This window comes from Micromonospora arborensis (assembly GCF_003205615.1).
GTDB lineage: Bacteria > Actinomycetota > Actinomycetes > Mycobacteriales > Micromonosporaceae > Micromonospora > Micromonospora arborensis.
Window position 1 is genome coordinate 18,252 of sequence record NZ_PYBV01000022.1, and the last position, 24,200, is coordinate 42,451.

Genomic DNA, 24,200 nt, shown 5'->3' on the forward strand with positions numbered 1-24,200 from the left:
CCGCGCTTCGTAGTCGTCCAGGCATCGATGCGCTGGTCGGGCGCATTGGCGATCGGACCCGTCCGCCGCACCGCGATGACGTGCGTGCCAGCGCCCCGGGGCAGGCGTTCAACGTCGGCGACTGGCCACGGCGGTGAGGGCGAGCGCCACGGCGGCGAGCGCGACACCGGACAACGCCGGCTTGTGGGTGCCGACCCAGAGCGCCGCTGACCGGTTACGCGCCCGCCCATGGAAGACGCCTGCCGTGCCCCGGTCCGTGTCCTCATCGGCGGGATGGTGGAGATTGTCCCGCCAGGTACTCGGATCGATCTCATCCCCGGTCTGCTGGCTCTCGTACCCGTCGCGGGCCAGCTTCCGCTCGAGCAGGCGGGGGAACAGGACGTCGGCCAGTCGGGTCTCCCACGTCGGGCCGCCCACGTTCAACTCCCGGGTGCCGCGGTCGGCGGCCCACACGATCGCCCGGGCGGCCAGCTCCGGCGTGAAGATCGGCGGGACCGGCTGCGGATGCCGGGGCAGTCGGGTACGCACCCAGGAGAACTGTGGCGTGTTCACCGCCGGCAACTGCACCATCGACAGCTTCACTCCCGGGCAGTCGTGCAGCAGCTCGGCGCGGAGCGAGTCGTTGAAGCCCTGCACGGCGTGCTTGCTCGCGCAGTACGCCGACTGCAGCGGAATACCCCGGTAGGCCAACGCGGAGCCCACCTGCACGATCGTGCCCCGCCCGTGCGCCCGCATGTGCCGCAGCGCCGCCAGGGTGCCATGCACGGTGCCCAGGTAGGTCACCTCGGTGACCCGCCGGAACTCGCGCGCCGGGATTTCCCACGCCGGCGCGAGCACCGACACCATGGCGTTGTTGACCCACACGTCGATGCGGCCCCACCGGTGCACCGCGTCGTCGGCGGCCTGCTGCACGGCACCCGCGTCGGCCACGTCGACCCGGTACACGCGCACGTCGGCGGCGCCGCGTAGCCGGCACTCCCGCTCGGCGGCGGCCAGGCCGGCGTCTCCCCGGGCCAGCAGCGCCAGCCGGGCGCCCCGCGCCGCGTACGCGTGCGCGACCGCGCGGCCAACGCCGGCGCTCGCGCCCGTCACCACCACGGTCTGCGTCACGGCGACCCCTTCTGCCGGGTGGCGATGTCGGCGAGCCGGTCCAGCGTCTCCCGGTTACGCAGGTGCAGCACCAGATCGTTGGCCTTGTTGCGGACCCAGCGCAGCGGGCCGGACGCGAAATCCTCCCCGAGGCGGACCCGGGTGGCGCCCCCGTCGACCGGTTGCAGCGTGAACGCCACGATCGCCTCGCCGGCCGGCCAGAGACCAGCCTTCAGTACGAGCCGATGCGGCGGCTCGGACACCAGCACCGTCGAGGCGTCCTGCAAGGAGAACGGCCACGGCCCGGCCTTGTGGTGCAGTTGGCTGCCCACTCGGGGCCAGGCGTCGTCCACGTCACGCACGTGTGCCGTACCCACCACCCAGTCGCTGTACGTCCACCCGTCCGCGAGCACGTCGAACACCTGCTGCGGGGGAGCGTCGATCACTTTCTCCACAATCGCCACTGGGCTCCCATACCCGTACGACGGCACGGATAACGGTTGGCTGGTTAGCTTCTCCCGCGCGGCGGGTAAGGCCGACACGGGCACCGCCGGCGCGCGCCGCCCACCGCCTCGGTGACGACGTTTACTCCTCGGGGCGCAGGGAACCCGCCGGCTGTGCGACAGGACCAGGAGGATCCGTATCAGCGCAGGTCAGCCCGGGCGTACGCCGCTGCTGACCGCGCCGGTTCCGGGTCCCTCGGGAGCCTCCGAGGAGTCCTGTACGACGCGGTGTTGCTGGACCGCGACGGCACCCTGATCGAGGACGTGCCGTACAACGGTGATCCGGAGAAGGTGCGGTCGGTGCCGGGGGCGCGGGCGGCGCTGGACCGGTTGCGGGCGGCCGGGCTGCGGCTGGCGGTCGTGACGAACCAGTCGGGCCTGGCCCGCGGTTACTTCACCGGCGAACAGATGAGGGCGGTGCACGCCCGCGTCGAGGAGCTGCTGGGCCGGTTCGACGCGTGGTTGGTCTGCCCGCACGACGACGCGGACGGCTGTGACTGCCGCAAGCCGGCGCCCGGCCTGGTGCACGCCGCCGCCCGGGAGTTGGGTACGACCCCGTCCCGGTGCGTACTGGTGGGTGACATCGGCCGGGACGTCGCCGCCGCGCTGGCCGCGGGTGCCGCGGGGGTGCTGGTGCCGACACCGGTGACCCGGCCGGAGGAGGTCGCCGCCGCCGGATGGGTGGCCAACGACCTGCCGGCGGCGGTGGAGGAGATCCTGCGCCGCCAAGAAGCCGTGCAGCCCGCCACCCCACCCGGCGGTCCGGTGCGCACAGCGCTGGTGGTCAGGTCGGATTCGGCGGGGGACGTGTTGGTCACCGGGCCGGCGATCCGCGCCGTCGCGGCCGGAGCGCAGCGGGTGGTGCTGCTGTGCGGGCCGCGCGGCCGTGCCGCCGCCGACCTGCTGCCCGGTGTCGACGAGATCATCGAGCACCCGCTGCCGTGGATCGACCCGATGCCGGCACCGGTCGACCCGGAGGGCATGCGGGGCCTGACCGCACGCCTGGGCGCGGTCGGCGCGGACCAGGCGGTGGTGTTCACCTCGTTCCACCAGTCCGCCCTGCCCCTGGCGCTGCTGCTGCGGATGGCGGGGATCGGCCGGATCGCGGCGATCAGCGACGACTACCCGGGCTCGCTGCTGGACATCCGGCACCGGGTGCCGGTGGGCGTCCCCGAACCCGAACGTGCCCTCTCCCTCGCCGCCGCCGCGGGCCACCGACTGCCCGACGGCGACGAACCCGTGCTCCGGCTGCGCCGGGACGCCGTGGCGCCCCGCCCCGCCGATCTCGGTGACCCGGGCTACGTGGTGCTGCACCCCGGCTCGGCCGCGTCGAGTCGGGCCTGCCCGCCGGATCTGGCGGCCCGGATCGCCGGGGCGCTGACCGCCGCCGGGCACCGGGTGCTGGTCACCGGCAGCGCCGACGAGCGTGGGGTCACCGCCCGGGTCGCGGCGGCCGGCGGCACCGACCTGGGTGGCCGGACCGACCTGGCCGGGCTGGCCGCGATCGTGGCGGACGCCGGCGCGGTCGTGGTCGGCAACACCGGGCCCGCGCACCTGGCCGCCGCGGCAGGCGTGCCGGTGGTGAGTCTCTTCGCGCCGACCGTTCCGTTCGGCCAGTGGGGGCCCTACCGGGTGCCCACCGTCCGACTCGGCGACGCCGCCACGCCCTGCCGGGACACCCGCGCAGCCAACTGCCCGGTCCCCGGGCACCCCTGCCTCAGCGGCATCGACCCGGACGAGGTGGTCGACGCGCTGCGGACGCTCGCCGTCAGCGGTGGTGGTGGCGGCCGATGAACATCCTGCTCTGGCACGTGCACGGATCCTGGACCACGTCGTTCGTGCACGGCAGCCACCGCTACCTGATCCCCACCACACCCGACCGCGGCCCCTACGGCCTGGGCCGGGCCCGCACCTACCCGTGGCCGGACAGCGCGGTCGAGGTCACCCCGGAGGACCTGCCGGGCACCGACGTCGACCTGGTCATCCTGCAACGCCCCGAGGAGATCGACCGGGCCGAGGCGTGGCTGCGCCGCCGGCCCGGCCGCGACGTCCCCGCCATCTACGTCGAACACAACACCCCGAAGGGCGACGTGCCCAACACGCGTCACCCGATGGCCGACCGCGACGACCTGCTCATCGCCCACGTCACCGGCTTCAACCAGATCTTCTGGGACACCGGCGCCTCCCGCACCACGGTTGTCGACCACGGCATCGTCGCCCCCACCGCGTCCTACACCGGCGAGCTCGACCGGCTCGCCGTGGTGATCAACGAGCCGGTACGGCGAGGCCGGGTCACCGGTACCGACCTGCTGTCCCGGTTCGCCGAGATCGCGCCGCTGGACGTGTTCGGCATGGGCGTCGCCGGCCTCGCCGACCACCTCGGGCTGCCCGCCGACCGGCTCACCAGCCACGACGACGTACCCCAGGACCGGATGCACGCCGAACTGGCCCGGCGGCGTGCGTACCTGCACCTGTGCCGGTGGACCTCACTCGGGCTCAGCCTCATCGAGGCGATGGCGATCGGCATGCCGGTCGTCGCGCTCGCCACCACCGAGGCGGTGATGGCGGTGCCTCCGGAGGCGGGGGCCCTCGCCACCCGCACCGACACCCTGCTCGACGCCGCCCGCCGGTTCATCGCCGAACCGGCGACCGCGCACCAGGCCGGCGCGGCGGCACGAGCCGCCGCGCGCGACAGGTACGGCCTCGACCGTTTCCTCGCTGACTGGGACCGGCTGCTGGAGGAGGAAGTATGCGGATCGCGATGATCTCGGAGCACGCCAGCCCGCTCGCCGTCCTCGGAGGGGAGGACGCCGGCGGCCAGAACACGCACGTCGCGGAGCTGTCCGCCGCGCTCGCCGCCGCTGGGCACGAGGTGCGGGTCTACACCCGCCGGGACGCGCTCGACCTGCCGGTGACCGTCCGCAGCCCGGACGGGTACGACGTGGTGCACGTACCGGCCGGCCCGGCCGAGCCGGTGGCCAAGGACGCGCTGCTGCCGCACATGCGGGAGTTCAGTCGGTGGCTTGTCGATCGCTGGCGGGGCGGGGACTGGGTGCCCGAGGTGGTCCACGCGCACTTCTGGATGAGTGGCCTGGCGGCGCTGACGGCCGGCCGACAGACCGGGGTGCCGGTGGTGCAGACGTACCACGCGCTGGGCACGGTGAAGCGCCGCTACCAGGGCGTGCAGGACACCAGCCCGGCCCGGCGGGTGTCCTACGAGCGGGAGTTGGGCCGCTCGGTGGACCGGATCGTCGCGCAGTGCCGCGACGAGGTGGGCGAACTGGTCCGGATGGGGGTGCCCCGGTCCCGGATGACCGTCGTGCCCTCCGGAGTCAACCTCGCCACGTTCGCGCCGCTCGGGCCGGCCGCTGATCGCGAACCGGGGCGGGCCCGGATCCTGACCGTGGGCCGGCTGGTCGAACGCAAGGGCTTCCAGACCGTGATCCGCGCGATGGCGCTGGTCCCGGACGCCGAATGCGTGGTGGTTGGCGGGCCGCCCGAAGGGCTGCTGGAGACCGACCCGTACGCCCGGCGGCTGCGGGCTCTCGCGGAGTCGTGCGGGGTGGCCGACCGGGTGCACCTGGTCGGCGCGGTACCCCGGGAGGAGATGGGCCGCTGGTACCGCTCGGCGGACCTGCTGGTCGCCGCACCCTGGTACGAACCGTTCGGGTTGACCCCGCTGGAGGCGATGGCCTGTGGGGTGCCGGTGGTCGGCACCGCCGTCGGCGGCATCCGCGACACCGTGGTCGACGGGACGACCGGTGACCTGGTGCCGGCACGGGACCCGCATGCGCTGGCCACCGCGATCCAGGGGCTGCTCGACGACCGGATCAGGCGATTCGCGTACGCCGCGGCGGCGCGTGAGCGGGCCCGGGCACGGTACTCGTGGGCCGCCACCGCGGAGCGGCTGGTCGAGGTCTACAGCGAGGTGGCCGCCGTGCGCCGGCCGGCCCGGGTGGTGGCCTGATGCCGGCGGGCAGTCTGCTCGACACCCACCTGACGAATCTCGCCGCCGCGCTGGTGCCGTACCGGCGGTGCGAGTCGCAGCTGGCGCGCTGGGGGGCCGACCTTGCCCACCGGCTGGCCGGCGGGGGTCGCCTGCTGGTCGCCGGCAACGGCGGGAGCGCCGCCGAAGCCCAGCATCTCACCGCCGAGCTGGTGGGCAAGCTGCACGACGACCGTCAGCCGCTGTCCGCGATCGCCCTGCACGCCGAGACGAGCGCGCTCACCGCGATCGCCAACGATTACGGCTACACCGACGTCTACGCCCGTCAGGTGCGCGCCCACGGTCGCCCCGGCGACGTTCTGCTGCTGCTCAGCACCAGCGGCACCAGCCCCAATCTGGTCAGCGCCGCGCAGGCCGCGCGCAGCGTCGGTCTGACGACCTGGGCGCTCACCGGCGCCGCCCCCAATCCCCTCGCCGACGCCTGCGACGACGTGCTGGCCGTCGCGTCCCCCGACACCCAGGTCGTCCAGGAGCTGCACCTGGTGACCAGTCACCTGCTCTGCGAGTACCTCGAACAAGAGCTGGCCGCGGCCACCGGCCCAGCGGTTGGCCAGCACGCGCCGGAGGAGCCCGCGCCGGCGGGCCGGCTCCCGTCCGGGCCGGTGCGGGCCGGGGTCGAGGTGGTGCTCGACGGTGGGACCGGACAGCAGGTCGACGCGTGACGATGGGGAGGCAAGCGTGAGGGGACCTGTGGTGGTGCTCGGGGACACCCTGCTCGACCGGGACGTGGAGGGGGTGGTGAACCGGCTCTGCCCGGACTCCCCGGTGCCGGTCCTCGACGAGACCGCGGCCAGCGACCGACCTGGCGGCGCAGGCCTGGCGGCGGTGTTCGCCGCCGCGCAGGGCGCCGAGGTGGTGCTGGTGACCGCGCTCGCCGACGACGCCGGCGGAGCCCGACTGGGCGTGCTGCTCGCCGCGGCCGGCGTGCAGGTGTACCCGCTGGCCCTGCCCGGTGCGACGCCGGAGAAGATTCGGCTGCGGGCCCGGGGGCGGGTGCTGTTGCGCCACGACCGCGGCGGCCCCTCCGGGGAGCCGGGTCAGCCCTCCGACGAGGTGCTCCGGGTGATCCGTTCGGCGTCCGCGGTGCTGGTCAGCGACTACGGCCGGGGGATGGCCCGGCAGCCCGCGCTGCGGGACGCGTTGGCGGCCACCCGCGCGCCGGTGGTGTGGGACCCACACCCGCGTGGCCCGGCGGCGATCCCCGGCGTGCATCTGGCCACCCCGAACGAGTCGGAGGTGCGCGAACTGGTCCCCGCACTCCCCGGTGCCTCCCGGCTGGCCACCGCGTCGCGGGGCGCGCAGGGCCTACGGCGTCGCTGGCGGGCGGGTGCGGTCGCGGTGACGCTGGGTGGTGACGGCGCGCTGCTCTGCCACGCCGGGTCGACACCGCTGGTGGTGCCGACACCGGGCAGCGCCGAGGGGGACACCTGCGGGGCCGGCGACCGGTTCGCGGCCGCCGCCAGCCTCGCGTTGGCCCAGGGCGCGCTGGTCTCCGAGGCGGTGCAGGCGGCGGTCGCCGAGGCGTCCGCGTACGTGGCTGGTGGGGGAGTGGCGGCGGCGCTGCCACTGAGCGCGAGGAGTGAGTCGTTGGTGCGAGCCCCGCAATCGCGGACGAAGGGCAGCCGGATGTCGGCAGGCGTCATCGGTCCGGGGGGTGAACGGGTGGGGGTCGCGGCGGTTGCCACGCTCCTCGGTGAGGTCCGGGCCGCAGGCGGCACGGTGGTGGCGACCGGTGGTTGCTTCGACCTGGTGCACGCCGGGCACGTGGCGACCCTGCAGGCCGCCCGGCAGCTCGGCGACTGTCTGATCGTCTGCGTGAACTCCGACGCGAGTGTGGCCGGGCTGAAGGGGCCGGATCGACCGGTGCTGTCCGAGGGGGACCGCAGCCGGCTGTTGGCCGCGATGAGCTGCGTCGACGCGGTCCTCATCTTCGACGAGCCGACCCCGGAGGCGGTGCTGTCCTGGGTGCGACCGGACATCTGGGTCAAGGGCGGCGACTACGCCACCGGCGGTGGCGACACCACCGCCACTCTGCCGGAGGCGGAGGTTCTGCGCCGGTGGGGCGGGAACACGGTGGTGGTGCCCTACCTGGACGGCCGTTCCACCACCGACATGATCGTTCGCTCCAGCGGGGAGCGGACCCGATGACCGCCACGCGGTCCGGCGCCGGACCCACCGTCCTGGTCACCGGCGGCGCGAGTGGGCTCGGTGCCGCGGTGGTCGCCGCGGTGGCCGCCTCCGGTGGTCGACCTGTCGTGCTGGACCGGCAGCCCCCGGCCGACGGGGTGAGCTGGACCGAGTGCGACCTGGCCGACACCCGGGCGGCCGAGGTGGCCACCCAGCATCTCGCCGAGCAGTCCGGTGGGCTGGACGCGGTGGTCACCGCCGCCGGCACCGACGTTCCGGGTCGACTCGCCGATGTGCCGGGCGAGACCTGGGACCGGATCGTCGCCGTCGACCTGCTGGCCACCGCGGCGGTGATCCGTGCCGCGCTGCCCTTCCTGCTGACCTCCCGGGGCCGCATCGTCACGGTCGCCTCGACCCTGGGCGTCAAGGCGGTCAGTGACGCGACGGCGTACTGCGCGGCGAAGTTCGGGGTGGTCGGCTTCACCCGCGCCCTCGCCGCCGAGCTCGCCGGTCAGGTCGGCGTCACGCTGCTCATCCCGGGCGGTATGCGCACCGCGTTCTTCGACGAACGTGACCCGCAGTACAAACCGGGGGCGGACGCGATCCTCAACGATCCCGCCCACACCGCCGCCGCGATCATGTTCGCGCTCAACCAGCCGCCCGGCTGTGCCGTGCGCGAGCTGGTGGTCTGCGCCGAGCAGGAGACCTCGTACCCGTGATCCTCGTGCTGCGCGCCCTCGGCGTCGGCGACCTGGTCACCGCGGTGCCCGCGCTGCGGGCGCTGCGGACCGCGTACCCCGGTCGGGAGTTGGCGCTCGCCGCGCCCGCCTGGCTGGCCCCGCTGGTGGACCTGGTCGGTGGTGTCGACCGGCTGGTCGACACCACGGGCCTGGATCGGCCGCTACGGGTCGGTTCGGCCCCAGCGGTCGCGGTCAACCTGCACGGGCGTGGCCCGCAGTCGCACCGGTTGCTCGCCGCCAGCCGGCCCGGCCGGCTGCTCGCCTTCGCCAACCCGGAGGCCGGCTGCGCGCACGGCCCCCGGTGGGCCGCCGACGAGCACGAGGTGGACCGGTGGTGCCGGCTGCTGTCCTGGTACGACATTCCGGCCGACCGGACCGACCTCGGCCTGCGTCGGCCCGGCTCGACCGGGTTGCCGACCGGAGCCACCGTGCTGCATCCCGGCAGCAAGATCCCCGCCAAGCGCTGGCCCGCCGAGCGGTTCGCCGCCCTGGCCCGGGCGCTCACCGACCGGGGGCACCGGGTGCTGCTCACCGGCTCGGCAGACGAACGGGCGCTGGCGGCCCGGGTGGCCGACGCCGCCGGCCTGGCGTCCGACTCGGTGCTGGCGGGCCGGACCGACCTCGGGGCGCTCGCCGCGCTGGTGGCGCACGCCCGGCTGGTGGTCAGCGGGGACACCGGGGTGGCCCACCTGGCCACCGGGTACGGCACCGCCTCGGTCGTCCTCTTCGGGCCGGTGCCGCCGGCGCACTGGGGGCCGCCACCGGACCGGCCCCGGCACCGGGTGCTCTGGGCCGGCGACGGGGATTGGCCCAGGTGGGACGGGGTAGGAAGCCACCCGACGATGACGGCTCTGCGTCTCGACGAGGTGCTGGCCGCCGTGTCCGAGGTGGAGAGGGTGGTGCGGGTCTCCGGTGCGGTTGCGGCGTAGCGACCCGGGACGACCGGGGTACGGACGGCGCCGGCGCGGACGGGGCTGGGTCTTCGTCGACCCGACCGGCGCTCCGGTCCGGGATCCGGCTGTCCTGGCCCGGCTGCGGGAGCTGGTCATCCCGCCGGCCTGGCAGAACGTCTGGATCTCGCCCTACCCGAACGGGCACATCCAGGCGATCGGGATCGACGCGGCGGGTCGCAAGCAGTACGTCTACCACCCACTGTGGCGGGAGAAGCAGGACGAGGCGAAGTTCGATCACATGCTGGAGGTGGCTCGGCGGCTCCCGGTGCTGCGGGAGCGGGTGGGCCGTGACCTGGACGGTCGGGGACTGGGCCGGGACCGGGTGCTGGCCACGGTGGCCCGCCTGTTGGACATGGGGATGTTCCGGGTCGGCAGCGACCAGTACGCGGCCGGCGACGACCCGACGTACGGGGTGTCCACCCTGCGCCCCGAGCATGCCCGGTCCCGGGGCGGCTGCGTGGTCTTCGTGTTTCCGGCGAAGGGTGGCATCGAGCAGGTACGCCGAATCGAGGACCCGGAACTGTGCCAGGTGCTCGTCAATCTGCGCCGTCGTCGGCGCTGGGCGGACCGGCTGTTCGGCTACTGGGACGGTCGGGAGTGGCGTGACGTGCGCAGCGACGAGGTCAACGGGTACTTGCGCGACGCGAGCGGTGGGGAGATGACCGCCAAGGACTTCCGCACCTGGCACGCCACCGTCCTCGCCGCCACCGAGTTGGCCACCGTCGGCCCGGCCCGTTCGGTGACGGCCCGGCGCAAGGCGGTGGTCACCGTGATGCGCGCGGTGGCCGAGCTGCTGGGAAACACTCCGACGGTGGCTCGTGCGTCGTACGTGGATCCGCGGGTGGTCGACCTCTACCACGACGGGGTGGTGGCGTCGGTGGACCCGCGGGCGCCGCGCGAGGAGGCTGAGCGGCTCGTCCTGGAGTTGCTGGAGGAGGCCTGAGCGGGCCACCGGGCGGCCGCCCGCCGCACGCGCGGCGGGCGCCTCGCCGCGGCCCCCGTTGGCGCAGCCCACCAGGGTGGTAGGCCGCGTTGGTGTCAGTCTGCCGGTAACGGGTTGACCATTGACGCCGGGCGGTTGACGATCCGCGCCGGATGCGACCCGCCTTCGCGATACTCCTGCGGGCTCGTCCCGTACGCCGCCCGGAACGCCCGGCTCGAGGGTCTCCCGGTGCAGCATCCCGTGTCCTCAGGCCGCTCGCCGGCGGATCAGGGCCTCGATGCCGTCGAGGATCCGGTCCAGGCCGAAGGTGAACTCGTCGTCCGGGTCGTCGTCCTGGTCGAGCACGCCGGCGGCCAGCACCCGGTGCAGCGCCGGGAAGCGGGACGGGTCGATGAGCCGCGCCACCATCCGGCTGTACGCGGGCATCATCTCGCCCGGCTCGATCCCGGCGGCCCGGCTGCCCTCGATGATCTGGGCGGTGAGCGAGGCCTCGTTGCGGATGTAGCCGGTGATCAGCAGGAGCACGGAGGTCTTCTCGCCCTCGGCCAGGGTGGTGTCGTCGAGGCAGCGCAGCCCGTCCTCCATCCAGCCGAGCTGCTGCGGGGTGATCGGCGGGCCACTGATCGGCACGTGCAGCAACCAGGGCCGACGCCGCAGCACCTCGTGGTCGGCCCAGGCCCACCGGGTCAGGCCGGCACGCCAGTCGGCCTCCGCCGGGGGCGGGCCGGGCGGCGGGCCGTACCCGGTGTCCACCATGAGCATCAGCAGCTCGTCCTTCGAGCCGACGTACCGGTAGAGGGCCATGGTGGCGGCGCCCAACTCCTTGGCCACCCGACTCATCGAGACGGCCGCCAGCCCGTCGGCGTCGGCCACCCGGACGGCGGCGTCCACGATGGTGGGCACGCTCATCTGGGGCCGGGGGCCCTTGGGTGGCCGATCCCGCAGCCCCCAGGCGCTCTCGATGGCCGGTGGGAGCACCGGCCCGCTGTCGTCCGTCTTCGCCGCCACATTTTCCTCCTTGCCTCGCCATCCTAGTTCTGCGTATGGTCTACGCATTACAGCGTACGACCTACGCAGAAGGGAACTGGATCATGACGACGATGACCACACCGGCTCCGCGAGCGGGCCGGCGGGAGTGGATCGGGTTCGCGGTGCTGATGCTGCCGCTGCTCCTGGTCTCGATGGACGTGTCGGTGCTCTACTTCGCCGTCCCGTTCATCAGCGAGGAGTTGCGCCCCACCGGCACCCAGCAACTCTGGATCTTCGACATCTACGGCTTCGTGCTGGCCGGGCTGCTCATCACCATGGGCGCGCTGGGCGACCGGATCGGCCGACGCCGGCTCCTGCTGATCGGCGCCGCCGCGTTCGGGGCGGCGTCGCTGCTGGCCGCGTACGCCGACAGCGCCGCGACGCTGATCGCCGCGCGCGCCGTCCTCGGCATCGGCGGGGCCACCCTGATGCCCTCCACGCTCGCCCTGGTGCGCAACATGTTCCACGACGCCAAGCAGCGTGGCACCGCGATCGGCATCTGGACCGCCACCCTCACCGGCGGCATCGCGATCGGCCCGGTGCTCAGCGGCATCCTGCTGGAGCACTTCTGGTGGGGCTCGATCTTCCTGATCAACATCCCGGCGATGCTGATGCTGCTCCTGCTCGCCCCGATCCTGGTGCCCGAGTTCCGCAACCCGGCGACCGGGCGGTTCGACCTGCTCAGCGCGGCACTGTCCCTCGCCGCGCTGCTGCCGGTGATCTACGGCATCAAGGAGATGGCCCGCGACGGCGTCAGCGGTGTGCGGGTGCTCGCCATCGTCGCCGGCCTGCTGGTGGGCGCGCTGTTCCTGCACCGGCAGCGGACCCGGGCGTACCCGATGGTCGACCTTGCCCTGTTCCGTCGGCGCGGCTTCGCCGGGTCGCTCGCGGTCAACCTGCTGGCGATGTTCGCCATCGTCGGCTTCGCAATCTTCACCACCCAGCATCTCCAGTTGGTGCTCGGCCTGAGCCCGCTGCGGGCGGCACTGTGGAGCCTGGTGCCGTCCCTCGCCGTAGGCGGCATCGCGCCGGCCGCCGCCGCGCTCGCCCAGCGCGTCGAGCGGTCGTACCTGATCGGTGCGGGGTTCGGGATCGCCCTGCTCGGCTTCGCGGTGCTGACCCGGGTCACACCGGAGACTCCGCTGTGGCTGCTGCTCGTCGGCGCGAGTGTCTACGCGGGTGGTCTGGTGATGGTGATGTCACTCGTCACCGAGTTGGTCCTCGGCGCGGCGCCGCCCGAGCAGGCCGGTGTCGCGTCGGCGCTGACCGAGTCCAGCAGCGAGCTGGGCGGGGCGCTGGGAATGGCGATCCTCGGCAGCGTCGGTGCGGCGGTCTACCGTCGCGAGATCGTCGACGGCCTGCCGGCCGGGTTGCCCGCCGACGCCGGTGACGCGGCCCAGGAGACCTTGGGGGGCGCGCTCGCGGTGGCGAAGGGGCTGCCGGCGGATCTGGCCGACGCGGTGCTGCACGCCGCCCGGGTCGCGTTCACCGACGGGCTGCACCTCGCCGCGATCGCCGCCATGGTGGCGATGGTGCTGGGCGCGGTCACCGCGCTGGTCGCGCTGCGCGGCGTCCGGCCGGGCGACCCCGCGGCACTGGCCGCCGAGCCGACCGACCCGGCCGGTACGTCGTTGTCGTCGGTCAGTCGGTGAGCACGTGCGCGAGCCGGTCCCGGAAGCGCCGCTCGGAGTCGCTCACCGACTCGCCGCCGATGCCCAGCAGCCCACCGCTGGACGCGGCACCCACCACCTGCTCGGCGATCTTCACGAGCCAGTGCTTGTACGCGCCGGCCTCGCCCTCGTCGACGCGGCCGGCCAGCAGCGCGGCGGCCTGGCCGGCCCGCAGCAGCACGTCGTCGATCAGCGCCCGCGGGTCGTCGGGCGCGATGACCGGCAGTTCCGCCCCGGTCTCCGGGTCACCGACCCGGGTGACGATCTCGCCGGCCACGGCGGCGACCAGCGGGCTGGCCGACTCCCGGCCGGCGGAGATGGTCTCCAGCCCGGCCGCGGTCTCCGCCATGGTCCGGCGGGTGCCGTCGGACTCGGCGGCGCTCGCCGCGGTCAGCACCGACTGCGGCAGGCCGACCAGCAGCCCCCACTCCCCGTCGGAGAAACCGAAACCGGTGTACGCCGGCTGCTCGATCACGGCAATGCCCCTTCCGCCCCGCTCTGCTTGGTCAATCGAAGCTCTGCTTGGTCGATCCACCGGGCTCCACGTCGGTGCCCGGGTCAGGCTAGTCCAGGGTCAGCAGGCCCTGTTCGGACACCACGCGCACCGACAACGTCTTGTACCCGACCTCATCGAAGAGAACCGTCATCTTGTCGTCCTCGTAGGAGAGCACCATGCCGTGCCCCCACTCCGGGTGGCGCACCTGACTGTGCACCGGGAACGGCCCGACCGCGCCCTGGTCGGTGACGCTGGTGCCGGCATGGCAGTTGTCGCAGTGCCCGCAGACCTCGGTCATCTGCTCGCCGAAGTAGGCCAGCAGGGTCTGCCCCCGGCAGGCGCTGGTCTCGGCGAAGGCCCGCATCATGTCGGTGCGCGACCGGGTCACCGTCTGCTGCCGCTCCGCCTCGCCCAGCGCCGACGCGGCGGCGTCGGTCGGGGTGGGGGAGTAGCGGGGAGCGCCGATGCGCTGCCGGGCCCGCGGCTCGGCCGCGCCGACCTGCTCCAGCAGGGAGAGATACTGGCCCAGCTTGCGCGGCCCGAGGCCGGTGGTCTCGCGCAGCTCGGTCTTGGTGGCCGGCTTGCGCCGCAACAACGCGGCCAGGTCGCGCAGTTCGTCGTGGTGGGGCAGCCCACCGCTGAAGAACCGTTGCAGGCCGACGTCCTCGGCCTGCCAGAGCAGCAGCACCCGGGCCGGCTGCCCGTCGCGCCCGGCCCGGCCGATCTCCTGGAAGTAGCTGTCCGGGGAGTCGGGTAGCGCCATGTGCACCACCCAGGCGATGTTGGGCTTGTCGATGCCCATGCCGAACGCCGAGGTCGCCACCATGATCGGGACCTGGTCGGCGAGGAACGCCTCGTGCAGTTCCGCGCGGGCACCGGCCGACATGCCACCGTGGTAGGACTGCGCCGGGAAGCCGGCGTCGCTCAACCGGGTGGCGAGCTCCTCGGCGGCGCGGCGGGTCGGCACGTAGATGATCCCCGGCCGCCCCTCGTCGCGCAGCAGTGCCATCAGACGCCGCCAGCGGTAGTCCTCGGTGGGGCAGTGCGCCACCTCCAGGAACAGGTTGGGCCGATCGAGCCCGGAGACCACCACCTCCGGCTCGCGCAGTCGCAGCCGGGCGATGATGTCGTCGCGTACCGGTGGGGACGCGGTGGCGGTCAGCGCCACCACCGGTGGCCGGCCGATGCCCTCGATCAGGTGCCCGAGCGCCAGGTAGTCGGGGCGGAAGTCGTGCCCCCAGGCCGAGATGCAGTGCGCCTCGTCGATCGCCACCAGCGCCGGCTTCAGCGCGGCGACCTCGGCCATCCGGTCGGGGTTGCTCAACTGCTCCGGGGTGATGAACAGAAACTCCGCCCGGCCCTCGCGGATCTCGGTGATCGCCTGGGCCTGCTGGGTGGGCGACTCGTTCGAGCTGATCCGCACCGCCCGCAGTTCCGGGCGTTGCCGCTCGTTGAGGGAGGCGATCTGATCCTGCTGGAGGGCCAGCAGTGGGGAGATCACCACGGTGGGGCCGGGGATCAGGCTGGCCGGAATCTGATAGATGGCCGACTTGCCGGCACCGGTGGGCAACACCACCAGGGCGTCACGTCGCTTCATCACCGCGCGCATGGCGGCGAGTTGGTTGGGCCGCAGCGCCTTCCAGCCGAAGAGGCTCCTCGCCGCGCGGCGCAGCGTCATCGAGTGCGTGGACAGTTTCATCGAGGGCCGGAGGTACCCGAGCCCATGACCGCCGAAACACGTTCCGACGATCATGGGCTTGTCGGCTGCGGGGCTCAGCGCAGCCGGGGCAGGACCTCACGCTGGTAGAGGTCGAACAGGCCCTGGTACTGCGGGCCGGTGTTCGCCACGTAGAGCTCGTCGAAGCCGGCCTTGGCGTACTTGTCGATCATCTCCAGGTGGGCGTCGACACTGTTGCCGCAGACGAACGCCTCCTTCAGCATCTCCGGCCGGACCAGCTCGGCGGCCTGCTCGAAGTGTCGCGGTGAGGGCAGCACCTGGGACAGCTCACCCGGCACCCCGGCGTTGGGCCAGCGCTCGTACGCGACGCGCATGCCCTCGTCCTCGCTGTCGGCGTACGCCGCCTTGAAGCCGGCCTGGCACGGCTTGTCGCCGCCGCCGTTCTCGCGGAAGCGGCGCACCATCTCCGCGTCCGGCATCGTGGTCACGTAGCCGTCGCCGATCCGGGCGGCCAGGTCGATGGACTTCGGCCCGAAACCGGAGACGTAGATCGGCGGGGGCGTGTCGGGCCGCGTGTAGATGCGGGCCTGCTCGACGGTGTAGTGCTTGCCGTGGTGGTTGACGAAGTCGCCGGTCCACAACTTCCGCAGCACCTCGACGGCTTCCTCCAGCATCTCCAGCCGGACGTCGGCCTGCGGCCAGGCGTCGCCGAAGATGTGCTCGTTGAGCGCCTCGCCGGTGCCGACGCCGAGCACGAACCGCCCGCCGTGCAGCACCGCGCTGGTCGCCGCCGCCTGGGCGATCACCGCCGGGTGGATCCGCAGGGTCGGGCAGGTCACCGCGGTGGTCACCGGCAGTGCGCAGACCTGGCTGAGCGCGCCGATCATCGACCAGACGAACGGGCTCTGGCCCTGTGCGTCCACCCAGGGGTGGTAGTGGTCGGAGATCCACAGTGCCTCGAAACCGGCCCGTTCGGCACCGCGCGCCTGGTCCAACAGTTCGGCTGGCGTGAACTCCTCACTGGACAGAAAGTAACCGATCTTCATGGTCTCCCCTTCGGCACGCGGACCTGCTGTCAGGCAGACCCGTACCCCGGTCGGGGTCGGTCACACCGGTCAACCGGGGTGTCGATCGGCGGGTCGTGCTCAGCGCCGGCCGAACATCGCCCGGATCGCGGCGAGCAGCAGCAGAGCGCCGACCACCAGGCCGAGCAGGCGTACGCCGGGGATGTCGGCCGGGCTCGTCGCGTCGGCCAGCAGGGCGGGGTCCATCCCCGCACTCTCCCGGGGAATGGGCCGGCGGGGCAACTGTAAGGTTTATTGACTATTGAATCGCCCGGTGTGACCATGGCAGGACCGCCGGCCGGTGGCGGTGCGCCGAGGGCGCGCGAGAGATGGGGTACGGGGGCCGCATGAGCGAGCGCAACCAACGGGTCGACGGGGGCGCATCGACGCCGGTGACCGACGCCAACCGCCAGGAGGGGGTGGCGTGACCACGCCCACCGGGCACCTCCCGGCCCTCGCCGCCGCCGTCCTGCAACCCGGGTTCGTCGGCACCACCCCGCCACCGTGGGTGTGCCGCTGGCTCGGCGAGGGCCTCGGTTCGGTGGTGCTCTTCGCCCGCAACGTCGTCGATCCCGAGCAGGTGGCGGCGCTCACCGCGACGTTGCGCGCCGAGCGTCCGGACGTCATCGTGGCGATCGACGAGGAGGCCGGCGACGTCACCCGGCTCGAGTCGGTCCACGGCAGTTCCCGGCCCGGCAACTTCGCTCTCGGCACGGTCGACGACCCGGGGCTGACCGAGGCGGTCGCCCGGGACCTCGGCGTCGAGCTGGCCGCGGCGGGGGTCACCCTCAACTACGCCCCGGACGCCGACGTCAACTCCAATCCGGAGAACCCGGTGATCGGCGTCCGCTCGTTCGGTGCCGACCCGGCGCTGGTCGCGCGGCACACCGCCGCCTGGGTCCGCGGGCTGCAGGCCGGAGGCGTCGCCGCCTGTGCCAAGCACTTCCCCGGGCACGGCGACACCCGCGTCGACTCACACCACGATCTGCCCCGGATCACCGCCGACCGGGACCGGCTGGACGCCTGCGAGCTGGCTCCGTTCCGGGCCGCCGTCGCCGCCGGGGTGCAGGCGGTGATGACCGGCCACCTGCTGGTGCCCGCCCTCGATCCGCAACTGCCGGCCACGCTGAGTCGACGCATCCTGGGTGGGCTGCTCCGCGACGAACTGGGCTTCTCCGGCGTGGTGGTGACCGACGCGGTGGAGATGCGCGCCGTCGCCGACCGGTACGGCTTCGCCGGTGCGACGGTCCGCGCCCTCGCCGCCGGGGCCGACGCGATCTGCATCGGCGGCGAACGGGCCGACGAGCAGGCGGCCCGCGAGCTGCGCGACGCCATCGTCACCGCGGTCGTCTCCGGTGAGCTGCCCGAGGAACGCCTCGCCGAGGCGGCCAAGCGGGTCGGTCAACTCGCCGCCTGGACGGTGGCCGCCCGCACCGCCGGTTCGGCCGTCGCGCGCGGCGCCGCCGACGTCGGGCTGGTCGCCGCCCGCCGGGCCATCCGGGTCACCGCCGGCCCCAGCGCGACGGTCGCGCTGCCGTTGACCCGCGCCGCGCACGTCGTCGAGTTCGAGCCGCTGCGCAACATCGCCATCGGTGCGGAGACCCCGTGGGGCATCGGCGCACCGCTGGGCGAGCTGCTGCCCGGCACGGACACGGTCCGCTACGCCGAACCCGATGTACCGGCCGACCCCGGCGCCGGGGCGGGCTCCCGCCCACTGGTCCTGGTGGTCCGCGACCTGCACCGGCACGACTGGATGCGCGCGGCGGTGCAGCGCGCCTTGGTCGCCCGCCCGGACGCGGTCGTGGTCGAGCTGGGCGTGCCCGAGCTGATCACCGGGACGGTGCACCTGGCCACCCACGGCGCCACCCGGGCCAGCGGCCGGGCCGCCGCCGAGGTACTGACCGGCACCCGTTGACCGGGGGCCGGACGGGCCGACGCCGATCTGGCCGGCGCTGATCCGGTCGGCGCCGACCCGGTCGGCGCTAGGGGAGGTCGGCGACCAGGTCCGCGTACTCGGGGTGCTTGTCGATGAACGCGGCCATGAAGGAGCACTGCGGCACCACCTTGGTGCCGCGGGCGCGGATCTCATCCAGCGTGCCCCGCATCAGCGCGCCCCCCACGCCCTTGCCCTGGAAGTTCCGGTCCACCTCGGTGTGGGTGAAGACCAGGATCTCCCCGCGCGCCAGGTACGCGGTGAAGCCGGCCAACGCGTCGTCGATGAGGATCTCGAAGCGGTGCTTCGCCGGGTTGTCCTCGACCAGGGTGCTCATCCGGCCATTCTCCCCGCACCGTCGATCAGCGCGTCCAGTTCGCCGAGCAACCGGTCGACCTCGTCGGCGGTGTTGTAGTGGTAGATGCTGGCCCGCACCGCGCCGCCACTGTCGCGCAGACCCATCAACCGGAAGTACTCGTAGGCGTAGTAGTCGCCGACGGAGAGGCAGAACCCGGCCGCGCCGAGCGCCTCGTGGGTGGCTGCCGGTGACATCCCGGCGACCCGGAACGAGACCGTCGGGCACCGCCGGACCGGCGAGCCGTAGACGGTGATCGCCGGCCGCTCCGCCAGCCCGGCGAGCAGCCGGTCCAACAGGGCCTCCTCGTGTGCCTGAGCGGCGGCCAGCCCGGCCCTCAGCCGTGCCCGCCGGTCGCCGACCGCGTCCGGGTCCAGGCCCGCCAGGTGATCCACCGCGGCGGTCACACCGGCCAGCAGCGGGAAGCTCGGCGTGCCGTACTCGAAGCGGTCCGGCACCGCGTCCGAGGACGGCACCAGCTTCGCCGGGTGCAGGGCCTCCCACCGGGCCGGGTCCGCCACCATCGCCGCCAGGTGCGGTCCGGACCACTTGTAGGCGCTGGTGACCAGGAAGTCGGCACCGAGCGAGGTCAGGTCGGTCGGCCCGTGCGGCACCGAGTGCACCCCGTCGACGTAGACCAGCGCACCGACCGCGTGCGCGGTCTTGGCGATCGCCGGCACGTCCGGCATGGTGCCGATGGCGTTGCTGCCGGCGGTGACCGCGACCAGCCGCGTCCGCTCGCCGACCAGGTCGGCGTACTGGGCGGCGGGCAACTCGCCGGTGTGCCGGTCGACCTCGGCCCAGCGCACGGTCGCGCCGGCCGCCTCGGCGGCCTGCACCCACGGCCGCACGTTCGAGTCGTGGTCGAGCCGGGAGACCACCACCTCGTCGCCCGGGCACCAGGTCGCGCCGACCGTGCGGGCCAGGGTGTACGTCAGCGCGGTGGCGCTCGGGCCCAGCACCACCCCGGACGGGTCGGCACCGAGCAGGTCGGCCACCGCCGAGCGAGCCTCGGCCACCAACTCCAACGACCGGCGACCCGGCACGTTGGCGGCGCTGCGGTTACCGACCGCGGTACGCATGGCGGCGGTGATCGCGTCGATCACACCGGCCGCGGTCTGGGTGCCGCCGGCACCGTCGAAATGGACGAAGCCCTCGGTCAGGGCGGGGTAGGCGGCCCGGGTGCGGGCGATGTCGAAGGGCATGTCCGGACCCTAGCCGGTGCCCTTCGTGCCCTGGTCGGCCGCCGGGTGATCACCGTTGGGCGGGGCCATCGCGTTCGTCTCGTACCCTTGGCGAGGTGACGAAACGACCCGCCACCATCCCAATGGCCCCCATTCGCCGCGCTGCCGGCCTTTTCGCCGGTCTGGCGCTCGGACTTGCCGTGCTCGCCGGCTGCAGCTCGCAGGGCGCCTCCACCGACTGTGCGGTGGACGCCTGCACGGTCACCTTCGATCGGGGTGTCGACGCGAGGACCACCATCCTGGGCATCGAGGCCAAACTGGTCGGCGCCGAGGGCGACCAGGTGACCGTCGAGGTCGCCGGGGAGCAGCTCACCCTCACCACCGGGCAGCAGGCCGCCGAGGCCGGTGGTTTCTCGGTCACCCTGGACAGCGTCACCGACCAGCAGGTCAAAATTCGCGTAGCACGTAACCCGGGCAGCTGAGCTGGCGGGCGGCGGTGGCCGACGTTTGGGGATCTTCGAAACCGGAGATTGTGACGCCATGTCACTCACCCGTAGCGCCGAAGCCACCGCCTCCCGAACGGCGGACAGCCGGTGGCTGGAAGTCCTCGCCCGGGCCGGCTTCATCGGCTACGGCATCGTCCACCTGCTCTTCGCCTGGTTGGCGTTGCAGATCGCGTTCGGCACGTCGTCCGACGACGGCGACCAGTCCGGCGCACTGCGTACCCTCTCCGCACAGCCCCTGGGTAAGTTCCTGGTCATCGCCACCGCGATCGGCCTGCTCGCGATGGCGATCTGGCAGGCGCTGGAGGCGGCGGTCGGGCACCGCGCCGAGCGGGGCAAGGAGCGGGTCACCGAACGGTTCGCCTCGGCCGGCCGGACCATCGTCTACCTCTACTTCGCCTGGACCGCCTTCAAGGTCTTCAAGGACGCCTCGTCGAACAGCGCCGACCAGCAGGAGGCGTTGACCGGCAAGCTGATGACCTCCAGCGGTGGCCGCTGGCTGGTGGGCCTGGCCGGGCTGGTGCTCGCCGCGATCGGTGTCGGCCTGGTCATCTACGGGGCCGTCAAGCGGTTCGAGAAGCACCTCAAGACCGGTGAGATGAGCCCGAAGACCCGCACGCTGGCCCGCCGGCTGGGCATGGCCGGGTACATCGCCAAGGGCGTCGCGTACGGCATCGCCGGTCTGCTGGTCATCGTCGCGGCGGTGAACTACGACCCGGAGAAGGCCCGTGGTCTGGACGCCGCGCTGCACACGCTGCGCGAGCAGTCCTACGGCGTGTTCCTGCTGACCCTGGTCGCCCTGGGCATCGCCGCCTTCGGCGTCTTCTGCTTCCTCCAGTCCCGGTACCGCAAGGTCTGAGCTGGTCGAATCTGAGGATGACGGGCACTCTTGGGCTTTTGCCCGGAGTGCCCGTCGCCTGATCGAAGGGGAGCCTCGAAGCCGTGCAGAGTTATCTCGAAACGGCCGTCGCCGCGCTCGTCGCGGCGGCGGTCGCCCTGTTCCTGGTCGAGGTCGTCCACCGGCTGACCCGCCGGTTCGGCCGTCGGTCACAGCTGCTGACCGAGCTGACCGATCACGCGCACCGCCCGTTCCAGGTCGCCGCGACGGTCCTCGCCGTGCAGTTCGCCGTGCGCTTCAGCACCGGGTACGCGGTCGGCGAGACCTGGCGTCGGCAGTCGCTGCACCTGCTCGTCCTCGCTGTCATCGCCACCACCGCCTGGCTGGTCGCCGCCTTGCTGATCGTCGTGGAGGACACCGCGCTGGCCCGGTTCCGGGTCGACGTCCCCGACAACCGGCACGCCCGGCGGGTCCGGACCCAGGTGGTGATGCTGCGCCGACTGACCATCGCGGTGATCGTCATCCTGACCGTCGGCGTGATGCTGATGACCTTCCCGAGCGTGCGTGGCATCGGCGCCGGTGTGCTGACCTCGGCCGGCGTGGTCGGTGTGGTGGCCGCGCTCGCCGCGCAGAGCCTGCTCGGCAACGTCTTCGCCGGCCTGCAGCTCGCCTTCAGCGACGCCGTCCGGCTCGACGACGTGGTCGTCGTCGAGGGGGAGTGGGGTCGGATCGAGGAGCTGACCCTGAGCTACGTCGTCGTCCAGATCTGGGACGACCGGCGGCTGATCCTGCCCACCTCGTACTTCACCAGCAAGCCGTTCCAGAACTGGACCCGGACCGAGTCGGCGGTGCTCGGCACCGCCGAGTTCGACGTGGACTGGGCGGTGCCGGTGCAGACGATGCGCGAGGAGTTGCGCCGCCTCGTCGAGGGCACCGAGCTGTGGGACGGGCGGGTCTGCGTCCTGCAGGTCACCGACGCCACCGGCGGGATGGTGCGGATGCGCGCGCTGGTCAGCGCCGCCGACGCGGGCAGTCTGTGGGACCTGCGCTGCCTCGTCCGGGAACACCTGGTGGCCTGGATCCGGGACAATCGCCCGACCGCGATGCCCCGGTTGCGCACCGAGTTGGGCGACTCCAGCAGCGACCTGCCCTGGCAGTGGGTGCAGCCGAGGCGGCCCGTCCGCCGCCGCACCGACACCGAGGCGCCGGACGACGCGCGTGTCTTCGGCGGCAGCGACGACGGCGAGGCCCGCAGCGAAGCCTTCGTAGGCCCCGAGGAATCCCGCCCCTGACCCGTCCGGAACACCCACCCCACACACGACGGTGGCCGGCCGGGCCCGACATGCCTAGACCGGACAAATCGCCCAACGGCCAACCATGGGTAGGCCTCCGTGGCCTGCCATCGGCATGGTCAACTCCAGATCACCGACATTGCGGTATCCGGCGCACGGGATACCCCAACCACGGCGACGTTGTGTCGATCTTGCTCCCGTAGCCGCGACGATCATGGACTTGGCGGGGAGGTATGCCCGGTTTTTCCCCCGCCATCCTCATGGTCAGCCCTGCCGATGTGGGTGGGCGGGGGAGAGGGGTCCGGGTGGGAGGTTTGGTCGGGCTTGGGTGGGGGATCTGCTGCCGGACGTCTCTGGCGCGATCGACTGGGCCGGGGTTCCGGCTCTCCGGCGCGGCGTCCGGACAACGGGGACGGTGAGCTGCTCGGCGCGTCTTAGGATTGACGGGCGGCGACTTCGGGCATACAGCGCGGTGATGAGGAAAGGAGGACAGCATGGCTGACGTGGCGAACGCCCGCACATCCCGCAACGGGAGCGAGCCCTCCACCGCCGAGTTGGTGCAACGAGCCACCGAGCAGGTCTCCCGCCTGGTGCGGGACGAACTGGCGCTGGCCCGGGCAGAGTTGACCCAGAAGGGCAAGCACGCAGGCATCGGAATCGGCCTGTTCGGCGGCGGCGGGGCCCTGGCATTCTTCGGGCTGGGCGCGCTGGTCGCCACGGCGATCCTGCTGCTCGACCTGGTGTTGCCCGCATGGGCCGCCGCGCTGATCGTGACGGTGGCCTGTTTCCTGGTGGCCGGCATCCTCGCCCTGGTGGGCAAGAAGCAGGTCAGCCGGGCCGTCCCGCCGATGCCGTCGGCCACGGTCCGCAGCCTCAGGGCCGACATGGACACCGTCGCCGCCGCCGTGAAGGACAGGGGGCGGCAATGACGGGCAACGGGACCGGCGACACGGAGGCGCTCCGTGAGGAGATTCGTCGCACCCGGGTCGAGTTGGGCGAGACGATGGAGGCGTTGGCCGCCAAGGCCGACGTCAAGGCGCGCCTGAAGGAGTCCGCCGGCCAGGCGAAGGAGCGGATGCGCGAGCAGGCGGCGCAGACCGTCGCCCGGGTTCGCGGGCAGGCGGTGCGAGGCGCCGGCATGGCGCGGGCACAGGCCTACGAGAAGGGTGGGTTGGTGCGCGCGCAGGCGCACGACAGGGGCGAGGTGCTGCGCCGCAACCCGCTGCCGTGGGCGGCTATCGCTGCCGGTGCGGTGGCCACCGTGGTGGTACTGATGATCGTGCGGGGGAGGCGTAGGTGAGCAAGAGTATCGGCAAGGCCGCGTACCGGCCGGTCGGCGTGTTGTTGGGTTTCGCCGCGGGCGCGGTGGCCGGCGCGATCTTCCGGCAGGTCTGGAAGGTCACGGCGGGCGACGGCGAGGCGCCCAGCGCGACCGACGAGGATCGCGGCTGGGGCGAGATCCTGGCCGCCGCGGCGTTGCAGGGGGCCATCTTCGCGGTCGTCCGGGCCGCCGTGGACCGGGGCGGCGCGGTCGGCGTCCGCCGGATGACCGGCAGTTGGCCGGACTGACCACACAGCGACCTCAGCCCTCTTCCCGCATCGATGGGAAGGGGGCTTTCGCATGGTGTCGGACGCCGCCCAGCGGATCCAAGGCATCCGTCAGGTCACATGTCGGAGAAATTCGTTCCAGAGGTCGTGACAGACTTTTTGCGTACGTGATTTGCTGTTCCACGCTGTTGCGAGATGGCGTGGGTTGAGAGAAGTCTCCTCCGTGGGGGCCGCCTCAGACGCCGCTGC

The 24,200-nt window shown here is 73.0% G+C and carries 25 protein-coding genes; 16 read left to right on the plus strand and 9 right to left on the minus strand.

Going from position 1 to position 24,200, the window contains the following annotated elements; genetic code table 11:
* Positions 1 to 108: 108 nt before the first annotated feature.
* Both C7C45_RS18510 and C7C45_RS18515 read right to left on the minus strand, forming a co-directional pair.
* A complete protein-coding gene (locus C7C45_RS18510; RefSeq protein ID WP_110564933.1) occupies positions 109 to 1,110 on the minus strand; it encodes an SDR family oxidoreductase in 1,002 nt (333 codons plus the stop codon).
* Positions 1,107 to 1,535, minus strand: a complete 429-nt coding sequence (locus C7C45_RS18515; protein WP_341866498.1) for an SRPBCC family protein — start codon at positions 1,533 to 1,535, stop codon at positions 1,107 to 1,109. Before C7C45_RS18515 ends, C7C45_RS18510 begins: the two co-directional genes overlap by 4 nt.
* Before the next feature lie 171 nt (positions 1,536 to 1,706).
* Between C7C45_RS18515 and C7C45_RS18520 the strand changes: the two genes are divergently transcribed.
* Genes C7C45_RS18520 through C7C45_RS18555 form a run of 8 tightly spaced genes read left to right on the plus strand, consistent with a single transcriptional unit; the run spans position 1,707 to position 10,361 of the window.
* Complete coding sequence (locus C7C45_RS18520) at positions 1,707 to 3,386, plus strand: HAD-IIIA family hydrolase (RefSeq protein WP_110564935.1); 1,680 nt, start codon at positions 1,707 to 1,709, stop codon at positions 3,384 to 3,386.
* A complete protein-coding gene (locus C7C45_RS18525; RefSeq protein WP_110564936.1) occupies positions 3,383 to 4,357 on the plus strand; it encodes a glycosyltransferase in 975 nt (324 codons plus the stop codon). Before C7C45_RS18520 ends, C7C45_RS18525 begins: the two co-directional genes overlap by 4 nt.
* Positions 4,342 to 5,559 (plus strand): glycosyltransferase, encoded by a 1,218-nt coding sequence (locus C7C45_RS18530; protein WP_110564937.1) that lies wholly within the window; start codon positions 4,342 to 4,344, stop codon positions 5,557 to 5,559. Before C7C45_RS18525 ends, C7C45_RS18530 begins: the two co-directional genes overlap by 16 nt.
* Complete coding sequence (locus tag C7C45_RS18535) at positions 5,556 to 6,260, plus strand: D-sedoheptulose-7-phosphate isomerase (RefSeq protein WP_110565012.1); 705 nt, start codon at positions 5,556 to 5,558, stop codon at positions 6,258 to 6,260. Before C7C45_RS18530 ends, C7C45_RS18535 begins: the two co-directional genes overlap by 4 nt.
* 16 nt (positions 6,261 to 6,276) lie before the next feature.
* Positions 6,277 to 7,746, plus strand: a complete 1,470-nt coding sequence (locus C7C45_RS18540) for a PfkB family carbohydrate kinase (protein WP_110564938.1) — start codon at positions 6,277 to 6,279, stop codon at positions 7,744 to 7,746.
* Entirely contained in the window at positions 7,743 to 8,444 is a 702-nt protein-coding gene (locus C7C45_RS18545) for an SDR family oxidoreductase (protein ID WP_110564939.1), read from the plus strand. Before C7C45_RS18540 ends, C7C45_RS18545 begins: the two co-directional genes overlap by 4 nt.
* Positions 8,441 to 9,394 carry a glycosyltransferase family 9 protein gene (locus tag C7C45_RS18550; protein ID WP_110564940.1) on the plus strand — a complete coding sequence of 318 codons (954 nt, stop codon included), beginning with the start codon at positions 8,441 to 8,443 and terminating at the stop codon, positions 9,392 to 9,394. Before C7C45_RS18545 ends, C7C45_RS18550 begins: the two co-directional genes overlap by 4 nt.
* Positions 9,378 to 10,361: a DNA topoisomerase IB gene (locus C7C45_RS18555; protein WP_110564941.1), complete on the plus strand. Its 984-nt coding sequence runs from the start codon at positions 9,378 to 9,380 to the stop codon at positions 10,359 to 10,361. Before C7C45_RS18550 ends, C7C45_RS18555 begins: the two co-directional genes overlap by 17 nt.
* A 246-nt stretch (positions 10,362 to 10,607) precedes the next feature.
* Here C7C45_RS18555 and C7C45_RS18560 read toward each other — a convergent pair whose 3' ends face one another.
* The gene (locus C7C45_RS18560; protein ID WP_110564942.1) at positions 10,608 to 11,369 is read right to left on the minus strand and encodes a TetR/AcrR family transcriptional regulator; all 762 of its coding nucleotides are present in this window, start codon (positions 11,367 to 11,369) and stop codon (positions 10,608 to 10,610) included.
* 83 nt (positions 11,370 to 11,452) lie between these two features.
* Here C7C45_RS18560 and C7C45_RS18565 point away from each other — a divergent pair, with 83 nt between their 5' ends.
* Positions 11,453 to 13,042, plus strand: a complete 1,590-nt coding sequence (locus tag C7C45_RS18565) for an MFS transporter (RefSeq protein WP_482805343.1) — start codon at positions 11,453 to 11,455, stop codon at positions 13,040 to 13,042.
* On the opposite strand, the gene C7C45_RS18570 is transcribed toward C7C45_RS18565, so the two are convergent.
* The 4 genes from C7C45_RS18570 to C7C45_RS35540 form a co-directional block, all read right to left on the minus strand.
* Positions 13,032 to 13,535 (minus strand): hypothetical protein, encoded by a 504-nt coding sequence (locus C7C45_RS18570; RefSeq protein WP_110564943.1) that lies wholly within the window; start codon positions 13,533 to 13,535, stop codon positions 13,032 to 13,034. The genes C7C45_RS18565 and C7C45_RS18570 overlap by 11 nt on opposite strands.
* 88 nt (positions 13,536 to 13,623) lie before the next feature.
* Complete coding sequence (locus C7C45_RS18575; protein WP_110565014.1) at positions 13,624 to 15,255, minus strand: RecQ family ATP-dependent DNA helicase; 1,632 nt, start codon at positions 15,253 to 15,255, stop codon at positions 13,624 to 13,626.
* Positions 15,256 to 15,329: 74 nt separating this feature from the next.
* Positions 15,330 to 16,280, minus strand: coding sequence for a TIGR03557 family F420-dependent LLM class oxidoreductase (locus C7C45_RS18580; RefSeq protein ID WP_110564944.1), 951 nt, complete (start codon positions 16,278 to 16,280; stop codon positions 15,330 to 15,332).
* Between the two features lie 99 nt (positions 16,281 to 16,379).
* Positions 16,380 to 16,505 (minus strand): hypothetical protein, encoded by a 126-nt coding sequence (locus tag C7C45_RS35540; protein WP_255421242.1) that lies wholly within the window; start codon positions 16,503 to 16,505, stop codon positions 16,380 to 16,382.
* Between the two features lie 217 nt (positions 16,506 to 16,722).
* Here C7C45_RS35540 and C7C45_RS18585 point away from each other — a divergent pair, with 217 nt between their 5' ends.
* The gene (locus C7C45_RS18585; RefSeq protein ID WP_110564945.1) at positions 16,723 to 18,213 is read left to right on the plus strand and encodes a glycoside hydrolase family 3 protein; all 1,491 of its coding nucleotides are present in this window, start codon (positions 16,723 to 16,725) and stop codon (positions 18,211 to 18,213) included.
* Positions 18,214 to 18,280: 67 nt separating this feature from the next.
* Here the strand turns inward: C7C45_RS18585 and C7C45_RS18590 are convergent, their stop codons facing one another.
* Both C7C45_RS18590 and C7C45_RS18595 read right to left on the minus strand, forming a co-directional pair.
* On the minus strand, positions 18,281 to 18,568 hold the full coding sequence (locus tag C7C45_RS18590; RefSeq protein ID WP_110564946.1) for a GNAT family N-acetyltransferase: 288 nt from the start codon (positions 18,566 to 18,568) through the stop codon (positions 18,281 to 18,283).
* Positions 18,565 to 19,791 carry a cysteine desulfurase-like protein gene (locus C7C45_RS18595; RefSeq protein ID WP_110564947.1) on the minus strand — a complete coding sequence of 409 codons (1,227 nt, stop codon included), beginning with the start codon at positions 19,789 to 19,791 and terminating at the stop codon, positions 18,565 to 18,567. The genes C7C45_RS18590 and C7C45_RS18595 overlap by 4 nt, the downstream gene beginning before the upstream one ends.
* Positions 19,792 to 19,886: 95 nt before the next feature.
* Between C7C45_RS18595 and C7C45_RS18600 the strand changes: the two genes are divergently transcribed.
* The 6 genes from C7C45_RS18600 to C7C45_RS18625 all read left to right on the plus strand — a co-directional run bounded on the left by C7C45_RS18600 (position 19,887) and on the right by C7C45_RS18625 (position 23,972).
* Positions 19,887 to 20,252, plus strand: a complete 366-nt coding sequence (locus C7C45_RS18600) for a hypothetical protein (protein WP_425271146.1) — start codon at positions 19,887 to 19,889, stop codon at positions 20,250 to 20,252.
* A gap of 58 nt (positions 20,253 to 20,310) precedes the next feature.
* Positions 20,311 to 21,132 carry a DUF1206 domain-containing protein gene (locus C7C45_RS18605; RefSeq protein ID WP_110564949.1) on the plus strand — a complete coding sequence of 274 codons (822 nt, stop codon included), beginning with the start codon at positions 20,311 to 20,313 and terminating at the stop codon, positions 21,130 to 21,132.
* 83 nt (positions 21,133 to 21,215) lie between these two features.
* The gene (locus C7C45_RS18610; RefSeq protein WP_110564950.1) at positions 21,216 to 22,403 is read left to right on the plus strand and encodes a mechanosensitive ion channel family protein; all 1,188 of its coding nucleotides are present in this window, start codon (positions 21,216 to 21,218) and stop codon (positions 22,401 to 22,403) included.
* A 494-nt stretch (positions 22,404 to 22,897) separates the two neighbouring features.
* Positions 22,898 to 23,332, plus strand: coding sequence for a phage holin family protein (locus tag C7C45_RS18615; RefSeq protein ID WP_110564951.1), 435 nt, complete (start codon positions 22,898 to 22,900; stop codon positions 23,330 to 23,332).
* Positions 23,329 to 23,703 carry a DUF3618 domain-containing protein gene (locus tag C7C45_RS18620; protein ID WP_110564952.1) on the plus strand — a complete coding sequence of 125 codons (375 nt, stop codon included), beginning with the start codon at positions 23,329 to 23,331 and terminating at the stop codon, positions 23,701 to 23,703. Before C7C45_RS18615 ends, C7C45_RS18620 begins: the two co-directional genes overlap by 4 nt.
* Entirely contained in the window at positions 23,700 to 23,972 is a 273-nt protein-coding gene (locus C7C45_RS18625) for a DUF4235 domain-containing protein (protein ID WP_110564953.1), read from the plus strand. Before C7C45_RS18620 ends, C7C45_RS18625 begins: the two co-directional genes overlap by 4 nt.
* Positions 23,973 to 24,200: the final 228 nt, after the last annotated feature.

Coding starts and splice junctions, on each gene's coding strand:
- C7C45_RS18525 (WP_110564936.1), top strand. CDS start 3,383: ATGAACATCCTGCTCTGGCACGTGCACGGATCCTGGACCACGTCGTTC.
- C7C45_RS18530 (WP_110564937.1), top strand. CDS start 4,342: ATGCGGATCGCGATGATCTCGGAGCACGCCAGCCCGCTCGCCGTCCTC.
- C7C45_RS18545 (WP_110564939.1), top strand. CDS start 7,743: ATGACCGCCACGCGGTCCGGCGCCGGACCCACCGTCCTGGTCACCGGC.
- C7C45_RS18565 (WP_482805343.1), top strand. CDS start 11,453: ATGACGACGATGACCACACCGGCTCCGCGAGCGGGCCGGCGGGAGTGG.
- C7C45_RS18575 (WP_110565014.1), bottom strand. CDS start 15,255: ATGAAACTGTCCACGCACTCGATGACGCTGCGCCGCGCGGCGAGGAGC.
- C7C45_RS18580 (WP_110564944.1), bottom strand. CDS start 16,280: ATGAAGATCGGTTACTTTCTGTCCAGTGAGGAGTTCACGCCAGCCGAA.
- C7C45_RS35540 (WP_255421242.1), bottom strand. CDS start 16,505: ATGGACCCCGCCCTGCTGGCCGACGCGACGAGCCCGGCCGACATCCCC.
- C7C45_RS18590 (WP_110564946.1), bottom strand. CDS start 18,568: ATGAGCACCCTGGTCGAGGACAACCCGGCGAAGCACCGCTTCGAGATC.
- C7C45_RS18595 (WP_110564947.1), bottom strand. CDS start 19,791: ATGCCCTTCGACATCGCCCGCACCCGGGCCGCCTACCCCGCCCTGACC.
- C7C45_RS18605 (WP_110564949.1), top strand. CDS start 20,311: ATGTCACTCACCCGTAGCGCCGAAGCCACCGCCTCCCGAACGGCGGAC.
- C7C45_RS18615 (WP_110564951.1), top strand. CDS start 22,898: ATGGCTGACGTGGCGAACGCCCGCACATCCCGCAACGGGAGCGAGCCC.
- C7C45_RS18620 (WP_110564952.1), top strand. CDS start 23,329: ATGACGGGCAACGGGACCGGCGACACGGAGGCGCTCCGTGAGGAGATT.